This is a genomic window from Poseidonocella sp. HB161398 (genome assembly GCF_005870025.1).
In the GTDB taxonomy this organism is placed as follows: domain Bacteria; phylum Pseudomonadota; class Alphaproteobacteria; order Rhodobacterales; family Rhodobacteraceae; genus Mangrovicoccus.
This window is the reverse complement of the sequence record NZ_VATA01000020.1, coordinates 51,080-76,277: the sequence shown is the minus strand read 5'-3', so window position 1 is coordinate 76,277 and position 25,198 is coordinate 51,080. Positions and strand designations below refer to the sequence as shown.

Sequence of the window (25,198 nt, the reverse complement as noted above, 5' to 3'; positions counted from 1 at the left end):
ACCGCGCACGGCAGCGGCCTGCGCAAATCCGGGGCAGATGCCCATGGAGCAGGCGCAGCCCCCGCGCCGCACCGATTTAGAAGCATTCCAAACTAGGCGCGGCGGCGGGACTCGCCTAGGCTCGGCGGGGACAGCCATCCGGGGCAAGCCCCGATCATGAGCGACAGGAGACATGATTCAGGACACCCCGTCGATCGACGACTACCTGCGGCTCTTCGGCCAGTATGGCGAGGGGGTGGAGACCCTCTACATGGAGCCGGCCGACGACCGCTACGAGCTGCTCTTCGAACGCATCCTGCGGCTGCTGGCGAAGCCCTCGCAGTTCAACCTGGGCCTGCCCGAGCCGTTCCGCCGCACCGCCCACCGCTATCTGGCGGGCGATGCCGCGACCCTGCGCCAGCTCGAGGACCGCGACACCCGGCATTTCATGCTCTGCGAGGTGCATGACTACGTGATGCTCAATGGCGGGCTGGCGCGGCGGCGGCAGCTGGCCGCGGGCGGCTAAGGGGGCGGCGGGCGGACCGCCGGCCCCGTCAGCGAATGGCGCTCAGGGGCGCGTGATGCACTTGGTCTCGAGGAAGTCCTCGATCCCCATCTCGCCGCCCTCGCGGCCGTTGCCGGACATCTTGTAGCCGCCGAAGGGCGAGCCCCAGGTCAGGTCCGAGCCGTTCAGCCGCACCATGCCCGCGCGCAGGCGGCGGCCCACGGCCATCGCCCGTTCCGGATCGCCCGACTGCACATAGGCCGCGAGGCCGTAGGGCGTGTCATTGGCGATGCGCACCGCGTCGTCCTCGTCGGTATAGGGGATCATCGACAGCACCGGGCCGAAGATCTCCTCCTGCGCGATGACCATGTCATTGGTGACATCGGCGAAGACCGTCGGCCGGACATAGTAGCCGTGGTTCAGCCCGTTCGGCCGCCCCGTGCCGCCGGCCAGCAGCGTCGCGCCCTCGTCGATCCCCTGCTGGATCAGCGCCTGCACCTTCTCGAACTGGATGTCGGAGGCCAGCGGGCCGATATGGCGGCCGTCGACGGCCGGATCGCCCACCTCGGTCGCCTCGGCCGTCGCCTTGGCGACCTCCTTGGCCTGCTCGTAGATCGCGGCCGGGACCAGCATCCGGGTCGGCGCGTTGCAGCTCTGCCCGGTATTCCAGAACACCGCGCGGGCGCCCTGCTTGACCGCCGCCTCGACGTCGCAGTCGTCCAGAAGGATGTTCGGCGACTTGCCGCCCAGCTCCAGCGCGACGCGCTTGATGTTCTCCGCGGCGTCGATGCTGATCTGCCGCCCGGCGCGGGTCGAGCCGGTGAAGCTCATCATGGTGATGTCGGGATGCTTCGACAGCGCGGCGCCGACCTCGGGCCCGGTGCCGTTGACCAGGTTGAACACCCCCGGCGGCACGCCCGCCTCGTCGAGGATCTCGGCATAGAGCAGCCCCGAAAGCGGCGTCAGCTCGGAGGGTTTCAGCACCATGGTGCAGCCCGCGGCCAGCGCGGCCAGCACCTTCAGCGCGATCTGGTTGATCGGCCAGTTCCAGGGCGTGATCAGCCCGCAGACGCCGATCGGCTCCTTCACGATCAGGTCGCCGGCCAGGTTGGTGTATTCGAACTCCATGTGCTCGAGCGCCTGGAGGAAGCCGTCCATATGTCCGCGGCCGACCAGCGCCTGGGCGTTCTTCGACAGCCAGATCGGCGCGCCCATCTCCGAGGTGATGACATGGGCCATCTCGTCATAGCGCTTCTCGTAGACCGCGCGGACGGACCGCAGCAGCTCCAGCCGCTCCGCCCTGGTCGTGCGCGAGAAGCTCTCGAAGGCCGAGACCGCCGAAGCCACCGCGCGGTTCACGTCCTCTTCGGTGCCCAGCGCGATCTCGGCGATCTGCTCCTCGGTGGCGGGGTTGATCACGCCCAGGCGGTCCTGCCCCACGGGCGCCATCCAGCTCCCCGCATAATAGAACTTTCCGGTCTGAAGCTCGGTCATCCGTCTACTCCTTACAAACGGTCGCGGAGGGCGTACCAGGTCATTGCGGCCGCCAGCAGCGGTTCGCGCAGCAGCACGCCTCCGGGAAATTTCGCGGCCGGAAGCCCGGCCATCAGGTCGAAGCGGCCGCGCGCGCCGCCGGCCGCCTCCGCCATCATCTTGCCTGCCAGCGTGCCCATGGCGACGCCGTGCCCCGAGAAGCCGCTGGCGCTGAACACGCCCGGCGACACTTCGGCGAAATGCGGCAGGCGCTGCATGGTGATCCCCAGCGTGCCGCCCCAGGCATGGGTGATCTTTGCATCGGCGAGCTGCGGGAACACCTCCAGCATCGGCTTGCGGACCTTGGCGGCGATGTCGGCGGGGAAGCGGTAGCCATAGCTCTCGCCGCCGCCGAAAAGCAGCCTGCCATCCTCGCTGAGGCGGAAGTAGTTGATCACGAAGCGCGAGTCGCCCACCGCATGGCCGCTGCGGATGATCTCCGTGGCGCGCGCGCCCAGGGGCTCGGTCGCGGCGATGAAGTTGTTGATCGGCATCACCCGCCGCGCGAGCCCCGGCAGCAGGTTGTTGTGATAGCCGTTCAGCCCCAGCAGGACCGTCTCCGCGCGGACGCGGGCGCGCTCGGTGACAACCGTGGTTCCCTCGATCGCGGTCATCCGGCTGCCTTCGTGCAGCGCCACCCCCGCCGCGAGGCAGAGCCGCGCGAGGCCGAAGGCATAGCGCAGCGGATGCAGATGCGCGCCGCCCATGTCGAGCGTCCCGGCATGGTAGCCCGGCGAGCCGACCTCGTGGCGGATCGCGTCGCGGTCGAGATAGCTGAGCTTGTCGTAGCCGTAATGCACTGCCATGTGCGCGACATGGGCGCGGCTATGCGCGGCGTAGCGGGCGCGGTGGTCGGCATGCAGGATCCCCTGCCCCCAGCCCGCATCGCCCCCGGCCTCCTCCGCCAGCGCCTTCGTCAGCGCCACCGATTCCAGCCCGATCTCCCAGAGCTTGCGCGCATCCTCGCGGCCGACGAGTTTCTCCAGCTCCGGCTGCTCGACCCGCTGGCCGGTGCCGACCTGGCCGCCATTGCGCCCCGAGGCGCCCGAGCCGATCCGGTTCGCCTCGATCAACACCACGCTCAGCCCGGCCCGCGCCGCATGCAGCGCCGCCGAAAGCCCGGTGAAGCCGCCGCCGACCACGCAGACATCCGCCCGGATCTCGCCCTCCGCCGGATCGAAGCGCCCGGGCGGCGCGGCGGTCGCGGCATACCACGACCGCGGCAGCTCGCCCGCGGGATCGTTGATCCGCAGGATGTCCATCAGCGCGGCGCCGCCACCGAAGCGGCGCCGGCGGCCGGGCCCGGGCCTGCCGAGCGGGGAGGCGCGGCCAGAGGTCTGCCTGCGGCTGGTGGCGCCACGGCCGGGGACCGGGTCATTCCGCGGCCTGCCAGAGGCCCTTCGCCTTGACCTCCTCGAAGGCCTCGTCCAGCGCCTTGCGCGCCCGTCCGATCAGCAGGTCGATCTCGGCATGCGAGATCACCAAGGGCGGCGAGATGATCATCCGGTCGCCGACATGGCGCATCACCAGGTTGTTGGCGAAGCAGCGCTCGCGGCAGAGATAGCCGACCGTGCCGCCCTCGGCGGCGAATTTCGCCCGGCCCGCCTTGTCCGGCGTCAGCGCCAGCGAGCCCATCAGACCGGCGATCTTCGTCTCGCCCACCATCGGATGGTCGCCGAGCGAGGCCCAGGCCTCCGCCAGATAGGGCGCGGTCTCGCTGCCGGCACGCTCGACGATGCCCTCCTCGTCGAGGATGCGCAGGTTCTCCAGCGCCACCGCCGCGGCCACCGGATGGCCGGAATAGGTGTAGCCATGGGCGAATTCGCCGGCCGCGTTGATCGTGGCCGCCACCTCGTCGGAGACCACCGAGGCGCCGATCGGGATGTAGCCCGAGCTCAGCCCCTTCGCCAGCGTCATGATGTCGGGGCGGATCCCCATGGTCTGCGAGCCGAACCAGCTGCCGGTGCGGCCGAAGCCGGTGATGACCTCGTCGGCGATCAGCAGGATCTCGTACTTGTCGCAGATCCGCTGGATCTCGGGCCAGTAGGTCGTGGGCGGCACGATCACGCCCCCGGCGCCCTGCACCGGCTCGGCGATGAAGGCCGCGACGCGGTCCTCGCCCAGCTCCAGGATCTTCTGCTCCAGCTCCTGCGCGCGCTGCAGCCCGAAGGCCTCCGGCGTCAGGTCCCCGCCCTCGGACCACCAGTCGGGCTGGTTGATATGGGCGATGTCCGGGATCGGCAGGCCGCCCTGGGCATGGATGCCCTTCATCCCGCCGAGGCTGCCGCCGCCCATGGTCGAGCCGTGATAGCCGTTCCAGCGCGCGATCACGACCGTCTTCGAGGGCTTGCCCTTCGCGGCCCAGTAATGCCGCACCATGCGCAGGTTGGTGTCGTTCGAATCCGAGCCCGAGCCGTTGAAGAAGGCGTGGTTCAGATCGCCCGGGCACAGCTCCGCCAGGCGCTGCGCCAGCTCGATCGCGGGCACGTGGCTGGTCTGGAAGAAGGTGTTGTAGAAGGGCAGCTCCAGCATCTGGCGCTGCGCGGCCTCGGCCAGCTCGCGGCGGCCGTAGCCGATATTGACGCACCAGAGCCCGGCCATCCCGTCGAGGATCACCTCGCCCTCGCTGTCGGTCAGGAACACGCCGTCGGCCTTGGTGATGATCCGCGCGCCCTTGGCGTTCAGCTGGTCGCCATCGGTGAAGGGATGCAGGTGATGGGCCGCGTCGATGGCCTGCAATTCGGCCGTGGGCAGATGGTTCAGGGGCATGGTCCGTCTTCTTATACGTTCAGCATCAGATGTTGCCGTTCCCAGGGAGAGATCTCCTGCCGGAACTCGTTGACTTCGGCGCTCTTGATCGCGGCGTAGAGCGCGCAGAACTCCTCGGAGAGCACCTCCCGCACGGCCCCGGCCTCCTCGAAGGCGGCCAGCGCCTCGTAGGCGCCTTCGGGGATGGTCTCGCCGATCTCGGTCCAGACCTCGCCCACCGCGGGCGCCCTCGGGTCGATCTTCTCCACCAGCCCCATGTAGCCCGCCGCCAGCGATCCGGCTATGGCCAGATAGGGATTGGAGTCGATGCCAATCACCCGGTTCTCCACCCGCCGGTGCTGCGCGGGCGACGAGGGAATGCGCAGCCCGGTGGTGCGGTTGTCGGCGCCCCATTCCAGGTTGGTCGGCGCCGAGAGCCCGCCCGAGAGGCGGCGGTAGCTGTTGATATAGGGCGCGAAGAGCGGCATCAGCTTCTGCACGTAGACCTGCGAGCCGCCGATGAAATGGTAGAATTCCGGCGTCTCGCGCCCGTCCTCGGCGGTGAAGATGTTCCGCCCGGTCTCGGCATCGAGGATCGACTGGTGGATATGCATCGCCGAGCCCGGCTCGTCGCGCATCGGCTTGGCCATGAAGGTCGCGAACATCCCGTTCTTCAGCGCCGCCTCGCGGATCGTGCGCTTGAAATAGAAGACCTGGTCGGCCAGCCACAGCGGGTCGCCATGCAAAAGGTTGATCTCGATCTGCCCGGCGCCGCCTTCCTGGATCAGCGTGTCGATCGCCAGCCCCTGGGCCTCGGCATATTCGTAGATCGTGTCTATGACCGGGCCGTATTCATCCACCGCCGACATCGAATAGGCCTGCCGCCCGGTGCCGCGCCGCCCGGTCCGGCCCACCGGCGGCTCGATCGGCTCGTTCGGGTCGACATTGGGCTTGGTCAGGTAGAATTCCAGCTCGGGCGCCACGACCGGCGTCCAGCCGCGGTCGGCATAGCGCTCGATCACCCGGCGCAGCACGTTTCTCGGCGCGACTTCCAGCACCTCGCCCTGGCGGGTCTCCAGGTCGCAGATCACCTGCAACGTCACGTCCTCCTCCGCCCAGGGGGCGGCGGTGGCGGTGCTCATGTCCGGGACCAGGATGATGTCGGTCTCGGTCCATTGCTGGTCGATCTCCTCGATATCGACCCATTCGCCGGTGATCGTCTGGTAGAACAGCGAGATCGGCAGATGGAAGCGGCTCTCGGGATTGAACTTGTGGAATGGCATCGCCTTGCCGCGGGACTGGCCGACGAGGTCGGGGATCACGCATTCGACTTCTTCGATTCGGCGGTCGGCACGGTAGGCCTGGAAGGCCACCGGAAGCTTGTCCCGCCAGTCGGCGGCAGTCTCGGAGGGCACGGATGTCACCTGTATGGATCACGTCGGAAAGGCCGTCCGCAGGGCGCGGGCAGCGGCGTGTCCACACCGTGCGTAGGAACGCGGCAGCTGTCAATCTTGACGCTCGGCAAATCCGTCGCGGCCGCACGGGCACTCTTGCGGCGGCAGATAATTCTTCACACAGTGAGCCGGGAATGCATGAGTTCAACGGGGAAACCATGATGAAGAAGGCACTGCTGCCGCTGGCTGCCGGACTGCTCTGCGGGACGGCCGCCCTGGCTGCCGAGGGCACCGTCCATGTCTACAACTGGTCGGATTACATTGACGAGTCGCTGCTGGAGAAGTTCGAGCAGGAGACCGGGCTGGAGCTGGTCTACGACGTATACGACTCCAACGAGGTTCTCGAAACCAAGCTGCTGGCAGGCGGCACCGGCTATGATGTCGTGGTGCCGACCGGCACGTTCCTTGCCCGCCAGATCCAGGCAGGCGTCTACCAGAAGCTCGACTATTCCCAACTGCCGAACGCGGAGAACCTCTGGGACATCGTCAAGGAGCGGACTGCCAAATACGATCCGGACAACGCCTATTCCGTCAACTACATGTGGGGCACCACAGGCATCGGCATCAATGTCGAAAAGGTGAAAGAAGTTCTCGGCGAGGACGCTCCGGTCGACAGCCTCGATCTGGTCTTCGATCCCGCGAACATGGAAAAGCTCGCTGAATGCGGCGTGCATTTCCTCGACGCCCCGACCGAGATCATTCCCGCCGCTCTGACCTATATCGGCGAAGACCCGGACAGCCACGACCCGGATGTGATCGCGAAGGTTGAAGCGGTCCTCATGGCCGTGCGTCCCTATATCACGAAGTTCCACAGCTCGGAGTACCTCAACGCGCTTGCCAATGGCGAGATCTGCGTTGCCTTCGGCTGGTCGGGTGACGTGCTGATCGCGCGCGACCGCGCCGCCGAAGCGGATAACGGCGTCGAGATCGCCTACAATCCGCCGAAGGAAGGCGCGCTGATGTGGTTCGACAACATGGCGATCCCGGCGGACGCGCCGAACCCCGAAGGCGCCCTGGCCTTCCTGAACTTCATGATGGACGCCCAGAACATGGCGACCGCCTCGAACTACGTCTACTATGCCAACGGCAACAAGGCGTCGCAGGAATACCTCAACGAGGACGTGATCGGCGATCCGGCGATCTACCCATCTGAAGAGACCATGGAAAACCTCTACACGGTGACGGCCTACGATCCCAAGGTGCAGCGGGTCGTGACCCGGCTCTGGACCAAGATCAAGTCGGGCACCTGATCCGGCTGGGGACCGCGCCGCACTGGCCGGTCCCCTTTTTCTTTTCAGACGTAGAGCGTTCCAGGTTTCATATGGATAACAAGCCCGCCCCCGCCCCGTTTGCCCCCTGGAACGATCCGGCAGCGGTGCCGCTGATCCGTTTCGAGGGCGTGACCAAGCGCTTCGGCGATTTCACCGCGCTGCAATCGATCGACCTGCAGATCTACCCGAAGGAATTCTTCGCGCTTCTCGGCCCGTCGGGCTGCGGCAAGACCACGCTGATGCGCATGCTCGCGGGCTTCGAGTCGCCGACCGAGGGCACGATCTGGCTCGAGGGCAAGAACATCGCCCCGGTGCCGCCGAACAAGCGCCCGGTGAACATGATGTTCCAGAGCTACGCGCTGTTTCCGCATCTGACCGTCTGGGACAACATCGCCTTCGGCCTGCGCCGCGCGGGCCAGGACAAGAACACGATCAAGGCGCGGGTCGAGGAGATGCTGCGCCTGACGCGGCTCGAACAGTTCGCCCGCAGGAAGCCGCACCAGATCTCGGGCGGCCAGCGCCAGCGCGTGGCCCTCGCCCGCTCGCTCGCCCTGGGCCCGAAGCTCCTGCTGCTCGACGAGCCGCTGGGCGCGCTCGACAAGAAGCTGCGCCAGGACACCCAGTTCGAGCTGATGGACATCCAGGAGAAGACCGGCACCACCTTCGTCATCGTCACCCATGACCAGGAGGAGGCGATGACCGTCGCCAGCCGCGTGGCGGTGATGGATGCCGGCAGGCTCTGCCAGGTGGACACGCCGCAGAATATCTACGAGACGCCCAATTCGCGCTATGTCGCGGATTTCATCGGCGAGGTCTCGATCCTCGAGGGCCGGGTGGCGGCGGTCGGCGAGGAGATCGCCATCGCCTATGCCGAGGGCGCGAAGCCGGTCATGACCCGCTGCGCGGAAACCGTCGCCCCGGGCCAGAGCGTCTTCTACGCGATCCGCCCCGAGAAGATCTGGGTCGGCGCCGAGCCGCATCCCGACCGCATCAACTCGGTCGAGGGCACGATCGTCGATATCGGCTATCTCGGCGATGTCAGCACCTATCACGTCCGGCTCGACAGCGGGCAGATGATCAAGGCGCTGATGACCAATGCCGAACGCTACGCCGCCAGCCGCTTCACCTGGAACGACCGGGTCTGGCTGAGCTGGAGCCGCCATGCCGGGGTGGTGCTGGCCTCATGAACTTCCGCCGCCTGTTCCTGATCGCCACGCCCTATGGCTGGCTGCTGGCCCTGTTCATGGTGCCCTTCCTGATCGTGCTGAAGATCTCGCTCTCGGACACGGCCGTCGCGATCCCGCCCTATGCCCCGACATTCGACCTCTCGGCGGGCTGGGCGGGCCTGAAGGAGCTCTTCTCCGGGCTCGATTTCGAGAATTTCGTCTGGCTGACCGAGGATGACCTCTACTGGAAATCCTATGTCTCCTCGCTGAAAATCGCGGCGGTCGCGACCTTCTTCACGCTCCTGATCGGCTATCCGGTCGCCTATGCGATGTCGCGGGCGCGCAGCGAATGGCGCCCGACGCTGATGATGCTGATCATCCTGCCCTTCTGGTCCTCGGCGCTGATCCGCGTCTATGCCTGGATCGGCATCCTCTCCAGCGAGGGCTACCTGAACCAGGTGCTGCTGTGGCTCGGGGTGGTCGACCAGCCGCTGACGATCCTCAACACCCAGATCGCCGTCTATATCGGCATCGTCTACACCTACCTGCCCTTCATGATCCTGCCGGTCTATGCCAGCCTCGAGAAGCTCGACGAGAGCCTGCTGGAAGCGGCCGAGGATCTGGGCTGCTCGCGCGTCTCGGCCTTCTGGCGGGTGACCTTCCCGCTGTCGAAGCCCGGGATCATCGCCGGCTGCTTCCTGGTCTTCATCCCCTCGCTCGGCGAATTCGTGATCCCCTCGATCCTCGGCGGCTCGAGGACGCTGATGATCGGCAAGGTGCTGTGGGAGGAGTTCTTCAACAACCGCGACTGGCCGGTGGCCTCGGCGGTGGCGGTCGTGCTGCTCCTGATCCTGGTGATCCCGATCGTGCTCTTCCAGCGCAACGAGGAGAAGAACGCATGAAGCGCAACATGTCCTTCTTCAACGCCACCTCGCTGTCGCTGGGGCTGGCCTTCCTCTACCTGCCGATGCTGCTGCTGATGATCTACAGCTTCAACGAGTCCCGGCTGGTGACCGTCTGGGCGGGCTTCTCGACCAAGTGGTACGGCGAATTGCTGCGCAACCAGCAGTTCCTCGACGCCGCCTGGGTGACGCTGCGCGTGGCCGTGGTGTCCTCGACCATCGCCACGGTGCTGGGCACGATGGCCGCCTGGGTGCTGGTGCGCGAGCGCCGCTTCCTCGGGCGGACGCTGTTCTCGGGGATGATCTACGCGCCGCTCGTCATGCCCGAGGTCATCACCGGCCTGTCGCTGCTGCTGCTCTTCATCGCGATCGGGCTCGACCGCGGGATCCTGACGATCATCCTGGCGCATACCACCTTCTCGATGTGCTACGTCTCGGTGGTGGTCTCCTCGCGGCTCGTCACCTTCGACCGCTCGCTGGAAGAGGCGGCGCTCGATCTCGGCTGTTCGCCGATGCAGGCCTTCGGCTTCGTCACCCTGCCGATCATCGCCCCCGCGGTGGTCTCGGGCTGGCTTCTGGCCTTCACCCTGTCGCTCGACGACCTGGTGATCGCCTCCTTCACCTCGGGTCCCTCTTCCACAACGCTGCCGATCAAGATATTCTCGTCGATGCGCCTGGGCGTCTCGCCCGAGATTAATGCGCTGTCTACCATCCTGATCTCCATCGTAGCCGTCGGAGTCGTGGTCGCGGCTCTCGTCTCGAAACGCCAGATCGCGCGGCGGGAGACCGAGGAACGGGAAGGCCAGAAGTGACATTCGAAGAAGAGTACAAAGCCTATTGCGCCGAATACGGGGAACCGGAGCGCATCGAGCTTCTCCTGTGCGACCTCAACGGCATCTTCCGCGGCAAGTGGATGCCCGGCGACCAGTGGAAGAAGATCGCCAAGGGCAAGGTGCGGATCCCCTATTCCACCTGCGCCGTGTCGATCCGCGGCCATGAGGTGACCGAGACCGGGCTGGGCATCGTCGTCGGCGATCCCGACGGCGTGCTGGTGCCGGTGCCCGGAACGCTGGTGCCGGTGCCCTGGGCCGACCGCCCCACCGCCCAGGTCCTGGTCGACCTGGAGGAAGAGCTGGGCGTGCCCTCGGATCTCAGCCCGCGGACGCTCCTGAAGCGGGTGCTGGCGCGCTATGCCGAAAAGGGCTGGACCCCGGTCGTGGCGCCCGAGCTGGAATTCTACGCGCTCGAGCACCGCGAAAGCGTCGACCACCCGCCGCAGCCGCCCGAGCGGACGCCCCCCGCCCAGAACTACGACATGGAGGTCATGCACCGCGCCTCCGCCTGGCTGGACGAGATCGGCGACATCTGCGCCGCGCAGAACATCCCGACCGACACGGTCACCGCGGAATACGGCCCCGGCCAGTTCGAGGTGAATTTCCATCACGGTCCCGCGCTCGACTCCGGCGACCGGGCCGTGCTGTTCCGCCGCGCGGTGCGCGGGGTGCTGGGCCGCCACGGGCTCGAGGGCACCTTCATGGCCAAGCCCTATGGCGACGAGCCGGGCTCGGGCATGCATGTCCATGTCTCGGTGCTGGACAGCGAGGGAAGGAACATCTTCGACCAGCCGGGCGAGCCCGGGCCGCTGCTGTCCTCGGCCGTCGCGGGCACGCTGGCGACGATGCGCGACCTGCATGCGATCTTCGCCCCGCACATGAACAGCTTCCGCCGCTTCGGCGCGATGAGCTTCGCGCCGAACGCGCCGGAATGGGGGCTGGACCACCGCGGCGTCGCGGTGCGCGTCGCCGAAAGCTCCGGCGTCGCCGCGCGGCTGGAGCACCGCATCGCGGGCGCCGATTCCAACCCCTACATGGTGATCGCCGCGATCCTCGGCGGCATGCTCTACGGCATCGAGCGGGGACTGGAGCCCGGCCCGATGATCGACGAGGAGCACGAGCCGAAAGAGCCCCTGACCGCGCATTGGGAGCTGGCCGTCGACCGCTTCGCGACCTCCGAAATCGCCGCCGAGATCTTCGGCGAGGCCTTCCGCGACGTCTTCGTGGCGGTGAAGCGCAAGGAGATCGAGGAGCTGACCACGATCATCCCGCCCTTGGAATACGAAACCTACCTGACGCGGTTCTGATCCGCGCCGGGACGGCGGAAGTCCGACAAATCCTGTCGGGTTTCCGCCAATCGCCACCTCCCCCCTGCCGCCGCCGCCTCTTGGCACGCCGCCTGCTCGGATCTCCCCAGAGCTTCAAAAGAGGGGACATCTCATGGCCAGGATCGGCATCTTCTTCGGCACGGATACCGGTAATACCCGCAAGATCGCCAAGCAGATCAAGCGCAAGTTCGACGACGACACGATGGCGAAGCCGCTCAACGTCAACCGCGCCACGGTCGAGGACTTCATGTCCTACGACTTCCTCATCCTCGGCACGCCGACGCTGGGCGAAGGCGAGCTGCCCGGCCTGGCCTCCGAGGCCCAGGAGGAAAGCTGGCTGGAATTCCTGCCGCAGCTCGAGGACCAGGACTTCTCCGGCAAGACCATCGCGCTCTACGGGCTGGGCGACCAGATCACCTACCCGACCGAGTTCGTGAACGGCATCTTCCACCTGCACGAGTTCTTCACCGAGCGCGGCGCCACCTGCATCGGCAACTTCCCGACCGAGGGCTTCGGCCATGAATTCTCGATGGCCGAGGTGGATGGCGAGTTCCTCGGGCTGGCGCTGGATCTCGACAACGAATCCGCGCTGACCGACGAGCGGCTGGCCAAGTGGCTGGACCTGATCGCCGCCGATATGGGCCTGCCGGCGCTCGCCGCCTGATCCCGCCTGCGGGGAGCGGGCGGTTCAGCGCCCCTTCCCGCTGCCAGGCCGCCCGGAGCCGCTCCGGGCCTCTCCCAGCAGACAAGGAAACGCCATGGGCATCGTGAAACTGATCGACAAGCAGGGCACGCAGCACGAGCTGCAGGCCCTCGAAGGCTGGCGCGTGATGGAGATCCTGCGCGACTGGGGCATGTTCGTGCCGCCCCGCTGCGGCGGCTCCGGCCAGTGCGGCATGTGCCACGTCAAGGTCGCCGAGGACTGGACCGGCAAGGTGCTCCCGCCCGAGGAGCTGGAGGCGAAGGTGATCCCGCTGCTGCCCGAGCGCGGCGCGACCTCGCGGCTCTCCTGCCAGATACTCTGGACCGAGGCGCTGGACGGGCTGACCGTCTCGCTGCCCTGATCCCGGCTTGCGGCGGCGGGACCCCTTGCACGGGGGCGGCCGCCGCCTATCCTGATCCCAGCGGAAGGAGCGGGCAGGATGGCCGATGTGGTGACGCCGGAGGTGCGGTCGCGGATGATGGCCGCGATCCGGCGCAAGAATACCCGCCCGGAGCTGGCCGTGCGCCGGGCGCTGCACGCCGCCGGGTTCCGCTTCCGCATCGATGTCCGCAAGCTGCCCGGCCGCCCCGATCTGGTGCTGCGCAAATGGAACACCGTGGTCTTCGTGCATGGCTGCTTCTGGCACCGCCATGCGGGCTGCGCCAAGGCCTCGGAGCCGAAGAGCCGCACGGAATACTGGAGCGCCAAGTTCGCCGCCAATACCGCGCGCGACGCCCGCAACGAGGCGGCGCTGCTCGAAGCGGGCTGGCGCGTGGCGACGGTCTGGGAATGCGGGCTCGACGCGCCCTTCCGCGAAGAGACCCTGGCGGCGCTTGCCGCCTTCATCACCGCTGCAGAAGGCAGGCAGGCGGAGATTCCCGCCGCCCCGCTGGTGCCCGCCCGCCAGGCCCCTGCCCTGCCGCCGGCGGACTGAGCGCGGCGCTCAGGCGCTTCGGCCCGCCAGCACCGCCGCGAGCGTGTTGATCCCCCAGTGCTCGGCATAGCGGCCGCGGGCGACGCGCACGATGTCGATGACCTCGATCCGGATCGGCCTGCCATCCGCCGGGACGCCGAGAAGCGGGCCGGTCAGGGTGCCGGTGATCGCCTTGCGCGTCGTGACCTTGTCGCCCTCGGCGATCTGCTCCGCGATCTCGACGCGGAGCCCGGAGATCGCCGGGCGCAGCACCGTCTCGAAGGTCGCCCACATCCCTTCGGCCCCGGACGGCGCCCCCGGCGGGGCCGAGTGGTTGACGAAATCCTCCGCCATCAGCGCCAGGAAGGCCGCGCGGCTGCCGCCCTCGATGACCTCGCGGTTGAAACGCTGGACAACATCCTTCGGATCCGGTTCTGCCATGTCTCGCTCCGTCGAATCTATACAGTTATACTGTATAGTTCTCCGTTCGATTTCTTGCAATGACCGGCGCACTGCCTGTATCCCTGAAGAGGATGCAAAGGCGGGAGGCGGAGATGGCCGATCCGGAGGACCTGGAACTGGCAGAGCGGATGCGGGCGGCGACCGGCGCCTTCGTGCGCCGCACGCGGCAGGCGGCGGGCACGCCCTCGGATGCCCGCATCGACACGCTCGGCCATCTCGACCGTTCGCCGCGGCTGCTCAGCGCCGCCATGCTGGCGCGGCTGCGGGGGGTCGCGCATCAGAGCATGCGCACGCTTCTGGCCGAGATGGCGGAGAGCGGGCTGGTCGCGGGGACGCGCGACCCTGGCGATGCGCGGGCGGTGCTCTTCGCCGTGACGGCCGCGGGACGGGCGCTGCTCGCCCAGTCCCGCGCAGCGCGCAGCGCCTGGCTGGCAGAGCGCTGGATCGCCGGGATGAGCGCAGAGGAGAAAGCCGCGCTCCGCCAGGTGATCGACGCGATGGCGCGGCTCGGCGACCCGGGCTGAAACGGCGCCGCACGCGGTCGCTGCGAAGGGCCGTCCTGCCGGAGCGGCGTCCGTGCCCCAAGACAGCCAGCACGCCGCGGACAAGGGCAAGACAAGCGTCGCCGCGCGTCCGCAGGGACATCGCGAAGCGATGCAAAACCACCAATCCTGAGAGGGAGTTAAGTGGTGCCCGGGGGCGGAATCGAACCACCGACACGAGGATTTTCAATCCACTGCTCTACCCCTGAGCTACCCGGGCACGGGCTGAGCGGTGAAGTTCTCCGCTCGGGTTTGGGCGTTCTAGTTAAGGTCGCGGGGACTGTCCAGAGCCAATTTCGAAAAAAATTCAGTGACGCTGCGGAGGGTCCTGAGGGAGGTCGTCATCGGGATCCGCCTCGGCCGGAATCGCGTAGGATCCGCGGAGCCAGCGGCCCAGATCCACATCCGCGCAGCGCCTCGAACAGAACGGGCGGTAGCGCGCATCGGCGGGCTTGTCGCAGATCGGGCAGCTCATGCCGGCACCTCGTGGAGCGGCAGCCGCTCGCGCTTGCGCTGCAGCTCGGCATGGCCCAGCGGCGTCCAGCCGACGAAGCTCGTCTCCACCGGATCGTCGCGCAGCGCCGCCTTCAGCACCTGCTCCCAGCGGGTGCGGTCCTTCTTCGGCATCGGCGCGAGATCCAGAACGATCTGCCCGGACAGCCCCTTCAGCCGCAGAAGACGCGGCAGCGCGCGGGCGGCGGCGATATTCGCCTTCAGCCCGGCTGCAGGCGAGGTGTCCGCGCCGGTATTGACGTCGACCGCCACCAGCGCGCGGGTCGGCTCGACATAGAGCGACCCCCCGCCCTCGAGCTCCGCGCGCGGGGCGAGCACCTCGGCGATCAGCTCCTCGATGCCGAAATGCGCGAAGGCAGCCGGATCCTCCAGGACCTCGTCGGGCTCGGGCCAGTCGCGCCAGGCCAGATCGGCCGGGGCCGGGCCGTCGACCAGCAGTTCCGGCTCGCCTTCGGTGTCGGCGCAGACCTGCGCCGCCAGCTCGGCCATGGAGGCCAGGTCGTCGGCCAGCTCCTCGGCCCCCGCCTCGCCCGAGACCGAGCGCAGGATGGCGCCATGGCCGGGCTCCAGCGCGATGTCATGCGCGACGGCCGCGATCTTCTCGCGCAGCTCCTCGTCGCGGATCTGGCGGGAGATGTTCACCCCCGGCGCATCCGGCGTGACGATGGCGTAGCGGCTCTTGAACAGCAGCCGCGGGGTCACCGGCACGGCCTTGCCGCGCTCGGCATAGCCGGTCACCTGGACCAGCATCCGCTCGCCCGGGTGCAGCCCCTTGGCCTGGCGGAAATAGCCCTTCTGCCCGCCGCCGAGCGTCAGGATCACCCCGCCCTGCCCCTTCAGCGGACGGTCGACCACGGCGCGGTAGATCGCGCCGATCGCCGGGCGGTCCTCTTCGGGCGCGACGAGCACGTCCTCGAGCACGCCGTCCCGGAGCAGCACGGCGGTGTCGCGGCCCCGCCAGAGGCCGGTCAGGATCTGGTATCCGTTCATGCGGGAACTCCCATCACAGGGTAGCCGAAGGAGCGCAGCAGCGCCGAGGTTTCGGCAAGGGGAAGGCCGACGATGCCGGTGAAGGAGCCCTCGATCCAGGCGACGAAGGCGGCGGCGCGGCCCTGGATGGCATAGCCCCCGGCCTTGCCCTGCCACTCGCCGCTGTCGATATAGGCCTCGATCTCGGCCTCGGTCAGGCGCTTCATGCGGATCTGGCTCTGCACCACGCGGTCGCGGACGGCGCCGTCGCGGCTGACGGCCACGGCGGTGATCGCCCGGTGGCGGCGGCCCGACAAGAGCCGCAGGAAGGCGCGCGCCTCCTCGGCATCGGCGGGCTTGCCGAGAATGCGGCGGCCGAGCGCGACGGTGGTATCGGCGCAGAGCACCAGATCCCCCGGCTTGGCGGGCACGGCGGCGACCTTCTCGGTCACGATTCTATGGCAATAGACCCGCGGCAGTTCTCCTGCGCGCGGGTCCTCGTCGATTTCGGGGGGAAGGATCGCATCCGGAACGATGTCGAGCTGAGACAACAGCTCCCGCCGCCGGGGCGAGCCCGATCCCAGAATCAGTCGCAAGGGCTGACCTTACTTGAAGCGGTAGTTGATCCGACCCTTGGTCAGATCGTAGGGGGTCATTTCCACCTGGACTTTGTCGCCGGCAAGAACACGAATCCGGTTCTTGCGCATCTTTCCTGCCGTGTGTGCGATGATCTCATGGCCGTTTTCCAGCTCGACCCTGAACGTCGCATTCGGCAGGAGTTCCTTCACGACACCAGGAAATTCGAGCATTTCTTCCTTGGCCATGGTCACTCCGTAATTGATTTCGAACACATTCCGGGCCTGAGTCCGGAATGAGCGTGTAGATGCGCCGAAACCCGGTGCAAATCAAGGGCACGAATCGCATAGCCGCCAGTTGTTACCGCGAATCGCCGCAAAAATGCACCGACGCGCCCCGTCCGCCCGCCGGGCTAGAGCGACAGCGGCGTGGCCACGACCTCGTATGTCCCGTCATCCCAGTCGCTGCGCAGCGTCGCCTCGCCATCGCTGCGGCGCGCCTTCACCAGGCCCAGCGGCGCGTCGGCAATCACCCAGCCGGGCCGGTTCAGGACGCCCTGGGCCAGAACGCCGTCGGCCGGCAGACCGCGGTCGGGCGGCGTGTAGATGCCCGCCTGGCCGGTATTGGTGTCGACATAGGGGCAGTAGGTCTGGCCCAGCAGCGGCGCATGGACGGTGACGCACTGGTTCTCCAGCGCGCGGGCCTGCGCGGCGATCCGCAGCCGCCCCTGCCCCGAGAGCCCCTCGGTGCAGGCCGGGACCAGCAGCACGTCGCAGCCGAGCGCGCGCACCAGCCGGGGGAATTCGCTGTCATAGCAGATGACGATGCCGATCCGGCCCCAGGGCGTGTCGAAGGCGGCCAGGCTGTCGCCGGGCTCCATCGCGGTATTCGCCCGCTCCCACGGCGTCAGGACGCGCTTGTCGACCGGCGACATCGTGCCGTCGGGCAGGCAGAACCAGGCGCGGTTGCGCAGCGCGCCGCCGACCCGTTCGGGGCAGGAGCCGGTGAGGATGGCGATCTCGTGCGCGCGGGCGAGCCCGGCCAGGTGGTCGCGATAGGCCGGCACGAGCCCGGCCGCGGCCTCCAGCCAGTCCTCCGGCGTGGTGCCGCCGACCAGCGCGGGCTCCATCCCGGCATATTCGGGGAAGACCGCGATCTCGGCCCCGGCCTCCGCCGCCTCCCGCACCCAGGCGTCGAGCTTGGCGCAAAGCGCCGCCATCGTCTTCAGCGATTCGATCGGATAGGCCGCCGCGGCCAGCCGGATCACAGCTTTTTCAGCCAAACCTGAAGCTCCTTCTTGGTCTCGGCGCTGTCGCCGACATCTTTCCAGGTGAAGCGCTCGATCGCGCCGGGCAGCGGGTCGTAGCCGCGCGCGCGCCAGAACGGGTCGAGCGGACGGTAGGCGGCGGGCTTCATCGGGTGGTCCGCTGGCCGGATCACCCCGGCAAAGCAGGACCAGGCGAATCCCGCCTCGCGCGCCTGCGCCTCGCGGTAGTCGAAGAAGCGGTGGCCGATCCCCTGCCCGCGGTACTCCGGCAGGAGCACGCTTTCGGCGCAGTAGAAGATGTCGCCGACCGGCGGCGCGCCCTCGGGCCAGCTGCCCCCGGCCTCGGCGGCGCGATGCGCCGCGAGCGGCAGGCCGGTGGAGGCGCCGACCACCCGGCCGCCATCGAGCGCAGCAACGAGAATCGCGTTCGGCGTCTCGCCGTAGCCCGCCAGGTAGCGCGCCTCGTAATCGGGATCGCCGTCATAGAGATAGGGCCAGGCGCGGAACACCTCGATCCGCAGCCGGGCGAGATCGCCGAGCGCGGCGGCCAGCTCTGCCCCGGTCAGCGGGCGGATCTCGACGGCCAAGCTCAGACCTCCGCGAGCAGCACGCAGACCAGGGTGAAGAGCCGCCGCGCGGTCTCGGCATCGACTGCCGCCTTGCCCTCCAGCCGCTCGCGCAGCTCGCGCGCGCCTTCGCGGTGGATGCCGCGGCGGGCGTCGTCCAGCGTCTCGATCTCGCTGGCCCGGGCGGTCTTCACCGCCTCGTAGTAGCTGGCGCAGATCTGGCCGTAATCCTTGACGATCTGGCGCAGCGGCCCGAGCGACAGCTCGAACTGCGCCGCCGGTGCGCCGCCCGAGGCCAAGTCGAAGCCCAGCCGCGATCCCGTGCGCGACAGGGTCAGCACATAGGGGCCCCGGGGCGCGTCCGGCAGCGCGAAGCTGTTCTCCTCGATCAGGTCGAAGATCGCCACCTGCTGCTCCTGCAGCATCTCCGGCGAGGGCGGGGCCGCTTCGCCGAGATCGAGTTCGATATGCGACAGCCGGTCGGTCATCATGCGTCCTCGTTCAGCTTGTCCAGGCGCGCCCGGACCGACAGCCCGTGCGCTTCGAGGCTTTCCGACTGCGCCAGGGTCTCGGCCGCCGGGCCGATCGCGGCCAGCGCGCCCGGGGTCATCCGCGCCAGCGTGGTGCGCTTGACGAAATCCATCACCGAGAGGCCGGAGGAGAACCGCGCCGAGCGCGCCGTCGGCAGCACGTGGTTCGGCCCGCCGACATAGTCGCCGATGGCTTCGGGCGTCCAGGCGCCGAGGAAAATCGCGCCGGCATGGCGGATCTTCCGCGACAGCGCCTCGGGATCGGCAACGCAAAGCTCCAGGTGCTCGGGCGCCACCCGGTCGGACAGACGCGCCGCCTCGTCGAGATCGCGCACGGTGATGACCGCGCCGAAATCGCGCCAGCTCGCGGCGGCGATCTCGCGCCGCTCCAGCGTTTCCAGCCGCTTGTCGACCGCAGCCGCGACCGCCTTGCCGAACTCCGCGTCGTCGGTGATCAGGATCGACTGGGCGCTCTGGTCATGCTCGGCCTGGCTCAGCAGATCGATGGCCAGCCAGTCGGGATCGTTGTCCCTGTCGGCGATCACCAGGATCTCGGAGGGACCGGCGATCATGTCGATCCCCACCTTGCCGAAGACCCGCCGCTTGGCCGCGGCGACGAAGGCGTTGCCCGGTCCGGTGATCTTGTCGACCGGCCGGATCGTCTCGGTGCCGTAGGCCATCGCCGCCACCGCTTGGGCGCCGCCGATGCGGTAGACCGTGTCCACGCCCGAGAGCCGCGCCGCCAAGAGGACCAGCGGATTGACCTGGCCGTCCGGCGTGGGCGCGCAGATCGCCAGCCGCTCCACCCCGGCGACCGCAGCGGGGATCGCGTTCATCAGCACCGAAGAGGGATAGCTTGCCAGCCCGCCCGGCACATAGAGCCCGGCCGCCTCGACCGGCGTCCAGCGCCAGCCGAGTTCGGCCCCCGACGGGTCGGTCCAGCGCGCATCCTCGGGCAGCTGGCGCTCGTGATAGGCGCGGATGCGGGCGGCGGCCAGCTCCAGCGCCTCGCGCTCTGCTGCAGGCACGGTGGCGCAGGCAGCGTCGATCTCGTCCTGCGAGAAGGCCAGGGTCGCGGGCGTCAGCTCCAGCCGGTCGAATTTCGCGGTCAGCTCGATGACGGCGGCATCGCCGCGGGCGCGCACATCTGCGATGATCCCGGCCACGACGGCGTCGACATCCGGACTGTCCTCCCGCTTCGCCGAAAGGAGCGCCGAAAATGCGGCCTCGAAATCCCCGGAGTCTGTAGACAGGTACTGTACCATGGCGCCCTCGCTTGGCGTTTGTCTCTACCCGCCCCGGGCCAAGGCCACAAGTCCGGGGCGCCTCGTCCATTCGGACTATGCGGGGTGCTGCGGCACCTTGCCCGACGGCGCGGCATAGGGCCGGGTCACGTCGCTGAGCAGCACGTCGATGCATTCCGCCTCGAAGCGCAGCGCCCCGTCCCCGGCGAAGGTCAGGATCACGGCGCCCTGCCCGTCCTCGCCCGGCTCGAACTCCACGGACAGCAGCGACAGGACCAGATCGGCGTCACTGCGGTCGATGCCCTGGCTCGAGACCTTGCGGACATCGCCGACGGTCAGGACGCTCCGCACCCGCTCGACCGCGCGCCCGGCGCGCTCGGCCGCGGCGCGGTCCTCCCAGCGGAAGCGGTTCAGCAGGAGCGAGAACCGCCGCGCCTTCGGCTCCCAGGTCATTTCCGTCACCGGCAGGACCGCGTCCTGCACCAGCGTGGAGACGACGCCCAGATCCTCGGCATCGGCGGCCAGCAGGCGGAGCGGATGCTCCGCCCCGTCCTCGAAGCGCGCGTCGCTCATGCCGCCACCCTCTCGATCAGGGCGCCGCAGCCGCCCAGCTTCTCCTCGACCCGCTCGTAGCCGCGGTCGAGATGGTAGACCCGGCTGACCAACGTCTCGCCCTCGGCGGCCAGCGCCGCGAGAATCAGCGAGACCGAGGCCCGCAGGTCGGTCGCCATCACGGGCGCGCCCTTGAGCCGCTCGACGCCGGTGACGGTGGCGGTATTGCCGTGGACATCGATCCGCGCGCCCATCCGCGTCAGCTCCGGCGCGTGCATGAAGCGGTTCTCGAAGATCGTCTCCTCCAGTGTGCAGCTGCCCTCGGCGGTGCACATCAGCGCCATCATCTGCGCCTGCAGGTCGGTCGGGAAGCCCGGGAAGACCTCGGTGCGGACATCGACGGCGCGGATCCGGTCGGCGCCGCGCTTGACGCGGATGCCCTCATTGGTGGGCGTGACCTCGACCCCGGCCTCGTGCAGCTTCTCCACGAAACTGCCCAGGAGCTCGATCGAGCCGCCGACCAGCTCCACCTCGCCATGGGTGATGACCGGCGCCAGCATGTAGGTGCCCATCTCGATCCGGTCGGCGACGACCCGGTGGGTGGTGCCGTGCAGACGGTCGACGCCCTCGATGGTCAGGGTGTCCGTCCCCTCGCCCGAGATATGCGCGCCCATCGCGCGCAGGCATTTCACCAGATCGACGATCTCGGGCTCGCGCGCGGCGTTCTCGAGGACCGTGGTGCCGCGGGCCAGCGTGGCCGCCATCAGGATGTTCTCGGTCGCCCCCACCGAGGCGAAGGGCAGGCGGTGCCGCGCCCCGGTCAGCCCCTTCGGCGCCGCGGCATGGACATAGCCGTCCCGCAGTTCCATCTCGGCGCCGAGCGCCTGCAGCCCTTCGAGGTGGAAATTCACCGGCCGCGCGCCGATCGCGCAGCCGCCCGGCAGCGAGACCACCGCATGGCCGTGCCGCGCCAGAAGCGGGCCCAGCACGTGGAAGGAGGCGCGCATCTTGCGCACGATGTCGTAATCGGCCCGGTCGTTCGAGATCTCGTGCGAGGAGGTGACGATCACCCGCCCCTCGTCCATCGACGCAACCTCGGTGCCCAGCGATTCGAGCAGGTGCGACATGGTGGAGATGTCCGACAGCCGCGGGACATTCGTTAGCGTGAGCGGCTCGTCGCTCAGCAGCGTGGCGGGCATCAGCCCGAGGCAGGCGTTCTTGGCCCCGGCAATCGGGATGCGCCCGTGCAGCGGGCCGTTGCCCTTGACCAGTATGGCGTCCATTGCTCAGTCCTCGTTTTCTTCCGGCGCCTGACGGGCCTTTGCCTGTGCCTTGCGCCGCTGCAAGTTGGCCTTGAGCGCCGCCTTCAGCCGGTCCTCCTTGGAGGGGGGCACCGGCTTCTCCGTCTCGGGGTCGGTTTTCCTTGTCATGAAGGCGCTCTTAAAGGAGTTGCAAAAAAGCGTCCAGATTGCGCTTGCATCCCGTCGCGGTTCTGCATAGAAGCCGCTCCACACCGCCCGGGCAGCCCCGGACGATGCACCGGCGCCGCAGTAGCTCAGTGGTAGAGCGCACCCTTGGTAAGGGTGAGGTCGGGAGTTCAATCCTCCCCTGCGGCACCAGACACCTCCAGAAGATCGAAGCATATCAAGCAGATAGCCAAGCTGTGCCGCCGCAGATGCGCGCCCTTGCGGGTCGGCTGGTCACGGCTTGGACGCCTGCGGGCGCTCCCCGGCAGGACCGGCCCGCATACGGGACATGCCGCCGCAAAAGGCGGCACAGACCACCGCCGGCAAGCGGCGGATCGCCCAGCCACGGCCCTTTCCCGGTCCTGAAAAAGCGCCGCCCGTGCCGCAGAGCGGCAAGCTCTGCCCAAAGCGAGGGCCTCCTCTGCGCCGAATGCCCGCCCGCGGCCGGGCCCGGCCGCGAATCTGCCAGCCTGCGCACCGGTGGCCCCGCCGGCCCTGCGTCAGGCCCGGAACCGGAACCGCCCCGCATCCTGCCGCACCGCCCCGGCGATATGGTCGGCCACCAGCCGCACCTTCTGCCAGTCGCGGATCTCCTCGGGAATCAGCAGCCAGTAGCTGCGGGTGAAGGCCACCCGGTCTGTCAGCACCGGCATCAGCCCGCTGCCCGCCGCCATGTAGCAGGGCAGCACCCCCAGCCCCGCCCCCGCCCGCACCGCGTCGAGCTGCGCCTGGACCGTCGCCGCGCGGTAGGGCACCCGCAGCCCCGGCGCGATCTGGGCGTTGAAATTCAGCTCGCCGGTATAGAGCAGGTCGGGAATGTAGCCGACGAAGTCATAGGCGGCGAGATCGGCGATGTCCTGCGGCGCGCCTTCGGCCAGCAGCTCCGGCGCGCCGTAGAGGCGCAAGTCGTAATCGGCGAGCTTGCGCATCACCAACCGCCCGGTTTCGGGCCGCTCCAGGCTGACCGCGATATCGACATCCCGCCGCCAGAGCTTGTGTGTGACCGGCACCGGCACCAGCTCCAGCTCGATGCCGGGATGGGCGCGGCGCAGCCCGGGCAGCAGAGAGGACAGGACCGCATTGCCGAATCCGTCCGGCGCGCCGACCCGCACCGTGCCGGTCACCGCCGTGCCCTTCGCCGCCATCCGGTCGCCGATCGAGGTGCCCGCATCCTCCATCTCGCGCGCCAGCCCGAGCAGGTCGAATCCCGCCTGGGTCAGCCGGAACCCGTCCTCGCCCTTCTCCGCCAGCTCGACATCCAGATCGCGCTCCAGCCGCGCCAGGTGGCGCGCGACGGTGGTATGGCTGACCTTCAGCCGCCTCGCGGCCGCGCTGAGCGAGCCCGCCCGGTGGAGTTCGAGGAAGAAGCGGATGTCGTCCCAGTGGTAGAGCATCGATCGTTTCCGCACAAAGGCCGTTCACATTCGTTCATGTACATGCACCGGGGCCGGGAGGAAAGTGCCCGCCGAGGAGACATGCGAGGGAGGACCGCAATGACGGATCAGTTCGACTACGTGATCGTGGGCGGCGGCACGGCCGGGCTGGTGCTGGCCAACCGGCTGAGCGCCGACGGGAAGACCCGCGTCGCGGTGCTCGAGGCCGGGGGGCGCGACAGCTATCCCTGGATCCACATCCCCGTGGGCTATCTCTACTGCATCGGCAATCCGCGCACCGACTGGTGCTACCAGACCGAACCCGAGCCCGGCCTCGGCGGCCGCGCCATCGGCTATCCGCGCGGCCGCGTGCTGGGCGGCTGCACCTCGATCAACGGCATGCTCTACCAGCGCGGCCATGCCGAGGATTACGACCAGTGGCGGCAGATGGGCAATTCCGGCTGGGGCTGGGACGACGTGCTGCCCTATTTCCTGAAATCCGAGGACCATTTCGGCGGCGCCTCCGAGCTGCACGGCGCGGGCGGCGAATGGCGGGTGGAGCACCAGCGGCTGAGCTGGGACATCCTCGACGCCTTCGCCGAGGCCTGCGCGCTGACCGGCATCCCCAAGGTCGACGACCTCAATACCGGCAGCGTCGAGGGGGTCAGCTACTTCCAGGTGAACCAGCGCCGCGGCTGGCGCTGGAACACGGCCAAGGGCTTCCTGCGCCCGGCCAAGGGGCGGCAGAACCTGGCGGTGATCACCGGCGCCGAGGTCGAGGAGGTGCTCTTCGACGGCGACCGCGCCTCGGGCGTGGCGATCCGGCAGAACGGCGCGCGGCGCGAGATCCGCGCGGCCGCGGAGGTGATCCTCTCGGCCGGGGCGATCAACTCGCCCAAGATCCTGATGCTCTCGGGGATCGGCCCGGCGGCGCATCTGGCCGAGACCGGCATCGCGCCGCGCCGTGCGGCCGAAGGCGTCGGCGGCAACCTGCAGGACCATCTGCAGCTGCGCTGCTCCTACCGGGTCAGCGGCGTCGACACGCTCAATGCCCGCGCGGCGACGCTGCTGGGCAAGGCGAAGATCGGGCTGGAATATGCGCTGAAGCGTTCGGGGCCGATGTCGATGGCGCCCTCGCAGCTCGGCGCCTTCGCCCGCTCCGGCCCCGACGTGGCAACGCCCGATCTGGAATACCATGTGCAGCCGCTCTCGCTGCCGAAATTCGGCGAGGATCTGGACCCGTTCCCGGCCTTCACCGCCTCGGTCTGCCATCTGCGCCCGGAAAGCCGCGGCACGGTGCGGCTGCGCTCGGGCCGCGCCGGGGACAAGCCGCGGATCGCGCCGAACTACCTCTCCACCGAAGGCGACCGGCAGATCGCGGCGCGCGCCATCGCGCTGACCCGCCGGATCGTGGCGCAGAAGCCGCTGGCCGCCTTCGCTCCCGTAGAGATCCGGCCGGGCCCCGACTATGCCGACGAGGCCTCCCTGGCCGAGGCCGCCTCTGCCGTCGGCACGACGATCTTCCACCCGGTGGGCACGGCGAGAATGGGACGCGATCCGCTCTCCGTCGTGGATGACCGGCTGCGCGTCCATGGCGTGGCCGGGCTGCGCGTGGTCGATGCCTCTGTCATGCCGACGATCACCAGCGGCAATACCGCCTCGCCAGTTGTGATGATCGCGGAAAAGGCCGCGGAGATGATCCGCGCCGACGCCCGGGGCTGAGCGCGGGGAGAGGGGTGCGGGGGGGGGGGGGGGGCCCCCCCCCCCCCCCCCCCCCCCCCCCCCCCCCCCCCCCCCCCCCCC

The 25,198-nt window shown here is 68.7% G+C and carries 28 protein-coding genes and 2 tRNA genes; 12 read left to right on the top strand and 18 right to left on the bottom strand.

What is annotated here, in order from left to right; translation table 11 throughout:
- The first annotated feature begins 172 nt into the window (after nucleotides 1-172).
- A complete protein-coding gene (locus tag FGX59_RS16975) occupies nucleotides 173-505 on the top strand; it encodes a hypothetical protein (protein ID WP_138468330.1) in 333 nt (110 codons plus the stop codon).
- Between the two features lie 42 nt (nucleotides 506-547).
- Here the strand turns inward: FGX59_RS16975 and FGX59_RS16970 are convergent, their stop codons facing one another.
- The 4 genes from FGX59_RS16970 to FGX59_RS16955 all read right to left on the bottom strand — a co-directional run bounded on the left by FGX59_RS16970 (nucleotide 548) and on the right by FGX59_RS16955 (nucleotide 6,180).
- Nucleotides 548-1,978, bottom strand: coding sequence for an aldehyde dehydrogenase family protein (locus tag FGX59_RS16970; protein ID WP_138468329.1), 1,431 nt, complete (start codon nucleotides 1,976-1,978; stop codon nucleotides 548-550).
- A gap of 11 nt (nucleotides 1,979-1,989) precedes the next feature.
- The gene (locus tag FGX59_RS16965; RefSeq protein WP_138468328.1) at nucleotides 1,990-3,279 is read right to left on the bottom strand and encodes an FAD-binding oxidoreductase; all 1,290 of its coding nucleotides are present in this window, start codon (nucleotides 3,277-3,279) and stop codon (nucleotides 1,990-1,992) included.
- Between the two features lie 112 nt (nucleotides 3,280-3,391).
- Nucleotides 3,392-4,786: an aspartate aminotransferase family protein gene (locus FGX59_RS16960; protein ID WP_138468327.1), complete on the bottom strand. Its 1,395-nt coding sequence runs from the start codon at nucleotides 4,784-4,786 to the stop codon at nucleotides 3,392-3,394.
- Between the two features lie 11 nt (nucleotides 4,787-4,797).
- A complete protein-coding gene (locus FGX59_RS16955) occupies nucleotides 4,798-6,180 on the bottom strand; it encodes a glutamine synthetase family protein (RefSeq protein WP_138468326.1) in 1,383 nt (460 codons plus the stop codon).
- Nucleotides 6,181-6,380: 200 nt separating this feature from the next.
- On the opposite strand from FGX59_RS16955, the gene FGX59_RS16950 reads away from it, so the two are divergent.
- The 8 genes from FGX59_RS16950 (at nucleotide 6,381) to FGX59_RS16915 (ending at nucleotide 13,356) form a co-directional block, all read left to right on the top strand.
- A complete protein-coding gene (locus FGX59_RS16950) occupies nucleotides 6,381-7,469 on the top strand; it encodes a polyamine ABC transporter substrate-binding protein (RefSeq protein WP_171060679.1) in 1,089 nt (362 codons plus the stop codon).
- 71 nt (nucleotides 7,470-7,540) lie between these two features.
- On the top strand, nucleotides 7,541-8,677 hold the full coding sequence (locus FGX59_RS16945; RefSeq protein ID WP_138468325.1) for an ABC transporter ATP-binding protein: 1,137 nt from the start codon (nucleotides 7,541-7,543) through the stop codon (nucleotides 8,675-8,677).
- On the top strand, nucleotides 8,674-9,558 hold the full coding sequence (locus FGX59_RS16940; RefSeq protein ID WP_138468324.1) for an ABC transporter permease subunit: 885 nt from the start codon (nucleotides 8,674-8,676) through the stop codon (nucleotides 9,556-9,558). The genes FGX59_RS16945 and FGX59_RS16940 overlap by 4 nt, the downstream gene beginning before the upstream one ends.
- Nucleotides 9,555-10,370, top strand: coding sequence for an ABC transporter permease (locus FGX59_RS16935; RefSeq protein WP_138468323.1), 816 nt, complete (start codon nucleotides 9,555-9,557; stop codon nucleotides 10,368-10,370). The genes FGX59_RS16940 and FGX59_RS16935 overlap by 4 nt, the downstream gene beginning before the upstream one ends.
- Nucleotides 10,367-11,698, top strand: coding sequence for a glutamine synthetase family protein (locus tag FGX59_RS16930; protein WP_240722518.1), 1,332 nt, complete (start codon nucleotides 10,367-10,369; stop codon nucleotides 11,696-11,698). The genes FGX59_RS16935 and FGX59_RS16930 overlap by 4 nt, the downstream gene beginning before the upstream one ends.
- A 133-nt stretch (nucleotides 11,699-11,831) precedes the next feature.
- A complete protein-coding gene (locus FGX59_RS16925) occupies nucleotides 11,832-12,383 on the top strand; it encodes a flavodoxin (RefSeq protein WP_138468322.1) in 552 nt (183 codons plus the stop codon).
- A gap of 94 nt (nucleotides 12,384-12,477) precedes the next feature.
- Nucleotides 12,478-12,783, top strand: a complete 306-nt coding sequence (locus tag FGX59_RS16920; protein WP_138468321.1) for a 2Fe-2S iron-sulfur cluster-binding protein — start codon at nucleotides 12,478-12,480, stop codon at nucleotides 12,781-12,783.
- A gap of 78 nt (nucleotides 12,784-12,861) precedes the next feature.
- Nucleotides 12,862-13,356, top strand: coding sequence for a very short patch repair endonuclease (locus FGX59_RS16915; RefSeq protein WP_138468320.1), 495 nt, complete (start codon nucleotides 12,862-12,864; stop codon nucleotides 13,354-13,356).
- 9 nt (nucleotides 13,357-13,365) lie between these two features.
- Here FGX59_RS16915 and FGX59_RS16910 read toward each other — a convergent pair whose 3' ends face one another.
- Entirely contained in the window at nucleotides 13,366-13,776 is a 411-nt protein-coding gene (locus FGX59_RS16910) for an ester cyclase (RefSeq protein WP_138468319.1), read from the bottom strand.
- Nucleotides 13,777-13,889: 113 nt separating this feature from the next.
- On the opposite strand from FGX59_RS16910, the gene FGX59_RS16905 reads away from it, so the two are divergent.
- Nucleotides 13,890-14,321, top strand: coding sequence for a MarR family winged helix-turn-helix transcriptional regulator (locus FGX59_RS16905; RefSeq protein WP_138468318.1), 432 nt, complete (start codon nucleotides 13,890-13,892; stop codon nucleotides 14,319-14,321).
- Nucleotides 14,322-14,484: 163 nt separating this feature from the next.
- On the opposite strand, the gene FGX59_RS16900 is transcribed toward FGX59_RS16905, so the two are convergent.
- The 12 genes from FGX59_RS16900 to FGX59_RS37595 form a co-directional block, all read right to left on the bottom strand.
- Nucleotides 14,485-14,559 (bottom strand) — tRNA-Phe (locus tag FGX59_RS16900).
- 87 nt (nucleotides 14,560-14,646) lie between these two features.
- Entirely contained in the window at nucleotides 14,647-14,814 is a 168-nt protein-coding gene (locus FGX59_RS16895; RefSeq protein WP_138468317.1) for a DNA gyrase inhibitor YacG, read from the bottom strand.
- Nucleotides 14,811-15,842: a ribonuclease E/G gene (locus FGX59_RS16890; RefSeq protein WP_138468316.1), complete on the bottom strand. Its 1,032-nt coding sequence runs from the start codon at nucleotides 15,840-15,842 to the stop codon at nucleotides 14,811-14,813. The genes FGX59_RS16895 and FGX59_RS16890 overlap by 4 nt, the downstream gene beginning before the upstream one ends.
- Nucleotides 15,839-16,417 carry a nucleoside triphosphate pyrophosphatase gene (locus FGX59_RS16885; RefSeq protein ID WP_138468315.1) on the bottom strand — a complete coding sequence of 193 codons (579 nt, stop codon included), beginning with the start codon at nucleotides 16,415-16,417 and terminating at the stop codon, nucleotides 15,839-15,841. Before FGX59_RS16885 ends, FGX59_RS16890 begins: the two co-directional genes overlap by 4 nt.
- Before the next feature lie 9 nt (nucleotides 16,418-16,426).
- The gene (gene infA, locus FGX59_RS16880) at nucleotides 16,427-16,645 is read right to left on the bottom strand and encodes a translation initiation factor IF-1 (RefSeq protein WP_011455993.1); all 219 of its coding nucleotides are present in this window, start codon (nucleotides 16,643-16,645) and stop codon (nucleotides 16,427-16,429) included.
- A gap of 164 nt (nucleotides 16,646-16,809) precedes the next feature.
- A complete protein-coding gene (locus FGX59_RS16875; RefSeq protein ID WP_138468314.1) occupies nucleotides 16,810-17,679 on the bottom strand; it encodes a nitrilase-related carbon-nitrogen hydrolase in 870 nt (289 codons plus the stop codon).
- Nucleotides 17,661-18,251 carry a GNAT family N-acetyltransferase gene (locus FGX59_RS16870; RefSeq protein WP_138468313.1) on the bottom strand — a complete coding sequence of 197 codons (591 nt, stop codon included), beginning with the start codon at nucleotides 18,249-18,251 and terminating at the stop codon, nucleotides 17,661-17,663. The genes FGX59_RS16875 and FGX59_RS16870 overlap by 19 nt, the downstream gene beginning before the upstream one ends.
- A gap of 2 nt (nucleotides 18,252-18,253) precedes the next feature.
- Nucleotides 18,254-18,721: a UPF0262 family protein gene (locus tag FGX59_RS16865; protein WP_370296077.1), complete on the bottom strand. Its 468-nt coding sequence runs from the start codon at nucleotides 18,719-18,721 to the stop codon at nucleotides 18,254-18,256.
- Entirely contained in the window at nucleotides 18,718-20,025 is a 1,308-nt protein-coding gene (gene hisD, locus FGX59_RS16860; protein ID WP_138468311.1) for a histidinol dehydrogenase, read from the bottom strand. The genes FGX59_RS16865 and hisD overlap by 4 nt, the downstream gene beginning before the upstream one ends.
- A 75-nt stretch (nucleotides 20,026-20,100) precedes the next feature.
- The gene (locus FGX59_RS16855; protein WP_138468310.1) at nucleotides 20,101-20,577 is read right to left on the bottom strand and encodes a DUF2948 family protein; all 477 of its coding nucleotides are present in this window, start codon (nucleotides 20,575-20,577) and stop codon (nucleotides 20,101-20,103) included.
- Nucleotides 20,574-21,839: a UDP-N-acetylglucosamine 1-carboxyvinyltransferase gene (gene murA / locus FGX59_RS16850; RefSeq protein WP_138468309.1), complete on the bottom strand. Its 1,266-nt coding sequence runs from the start codon at nucleotides 21,837-21,839 to the stop codon at nucleotides 20,574-20,576. Before murA ends, FGX59_RS16855 begins: the two co-directional genes overlap by 4 nt.
- A 3-nt stretch (nucleotides 21,840-21,842) precedes the next feature.
- The gene (locus FGX59_RS37595; RefSeq protein WP_171060678.1) at nucleotides 21,843-21,986 is read right to left on the bottom strand and encodes a hypothetical protein; all 144 of its coding nucleotides are present in this window, start codon (nucleotides 21,984-21,986) and stop codon (nucleotides 21,843-21,845) included.
- 114 nt (nucleotides 21,987-22,100) lie between these two features.
- On the opposite strand from FGX59_RS37595, the gene FGX59_RS16845 reads away from it, so the two are divergent.
- Nucleotides 22,101-22,175 (top strand) — tRNA-Thr (locus tag FGX59_RS16845).
- 347 nt (nucleotides 22,176-22,522) lie between these two features.
- Here the strand turns inward: FGX59_RS16845 and FGX59_RS16840 are convergent.
- Nucleotides 22,523-23,416: a LysR family transcriptional regulator gene (locus FGX59_RS16840; protein WP_138468308.1), complete on the bottom strand. Its 894-nt coding sequence runs from the start codon at nucleotides 23,414-23,416 to the stop codon at nucleotides 22,523-22,525.
- 99 nt (nucleotides 23,417-23,515) lie between these two features.
- On the opposite strand from FGX59_RS16840, the gene FGX59_RS16835 reads away from it, so the two are divergent.
- A complete protein-coding gene (locus tag FGX59_RS16835) occupies nucleotides 23,516-25,117 on the top strand; it encodes a GMC family oxidoreductase (protein WP_138468307.1) in 1,602 nt (533 codons plus the stop codon).
- The last annotated feature ends 81 nt before the right edge of the window (nucleotides 25,118-25,198 follow it).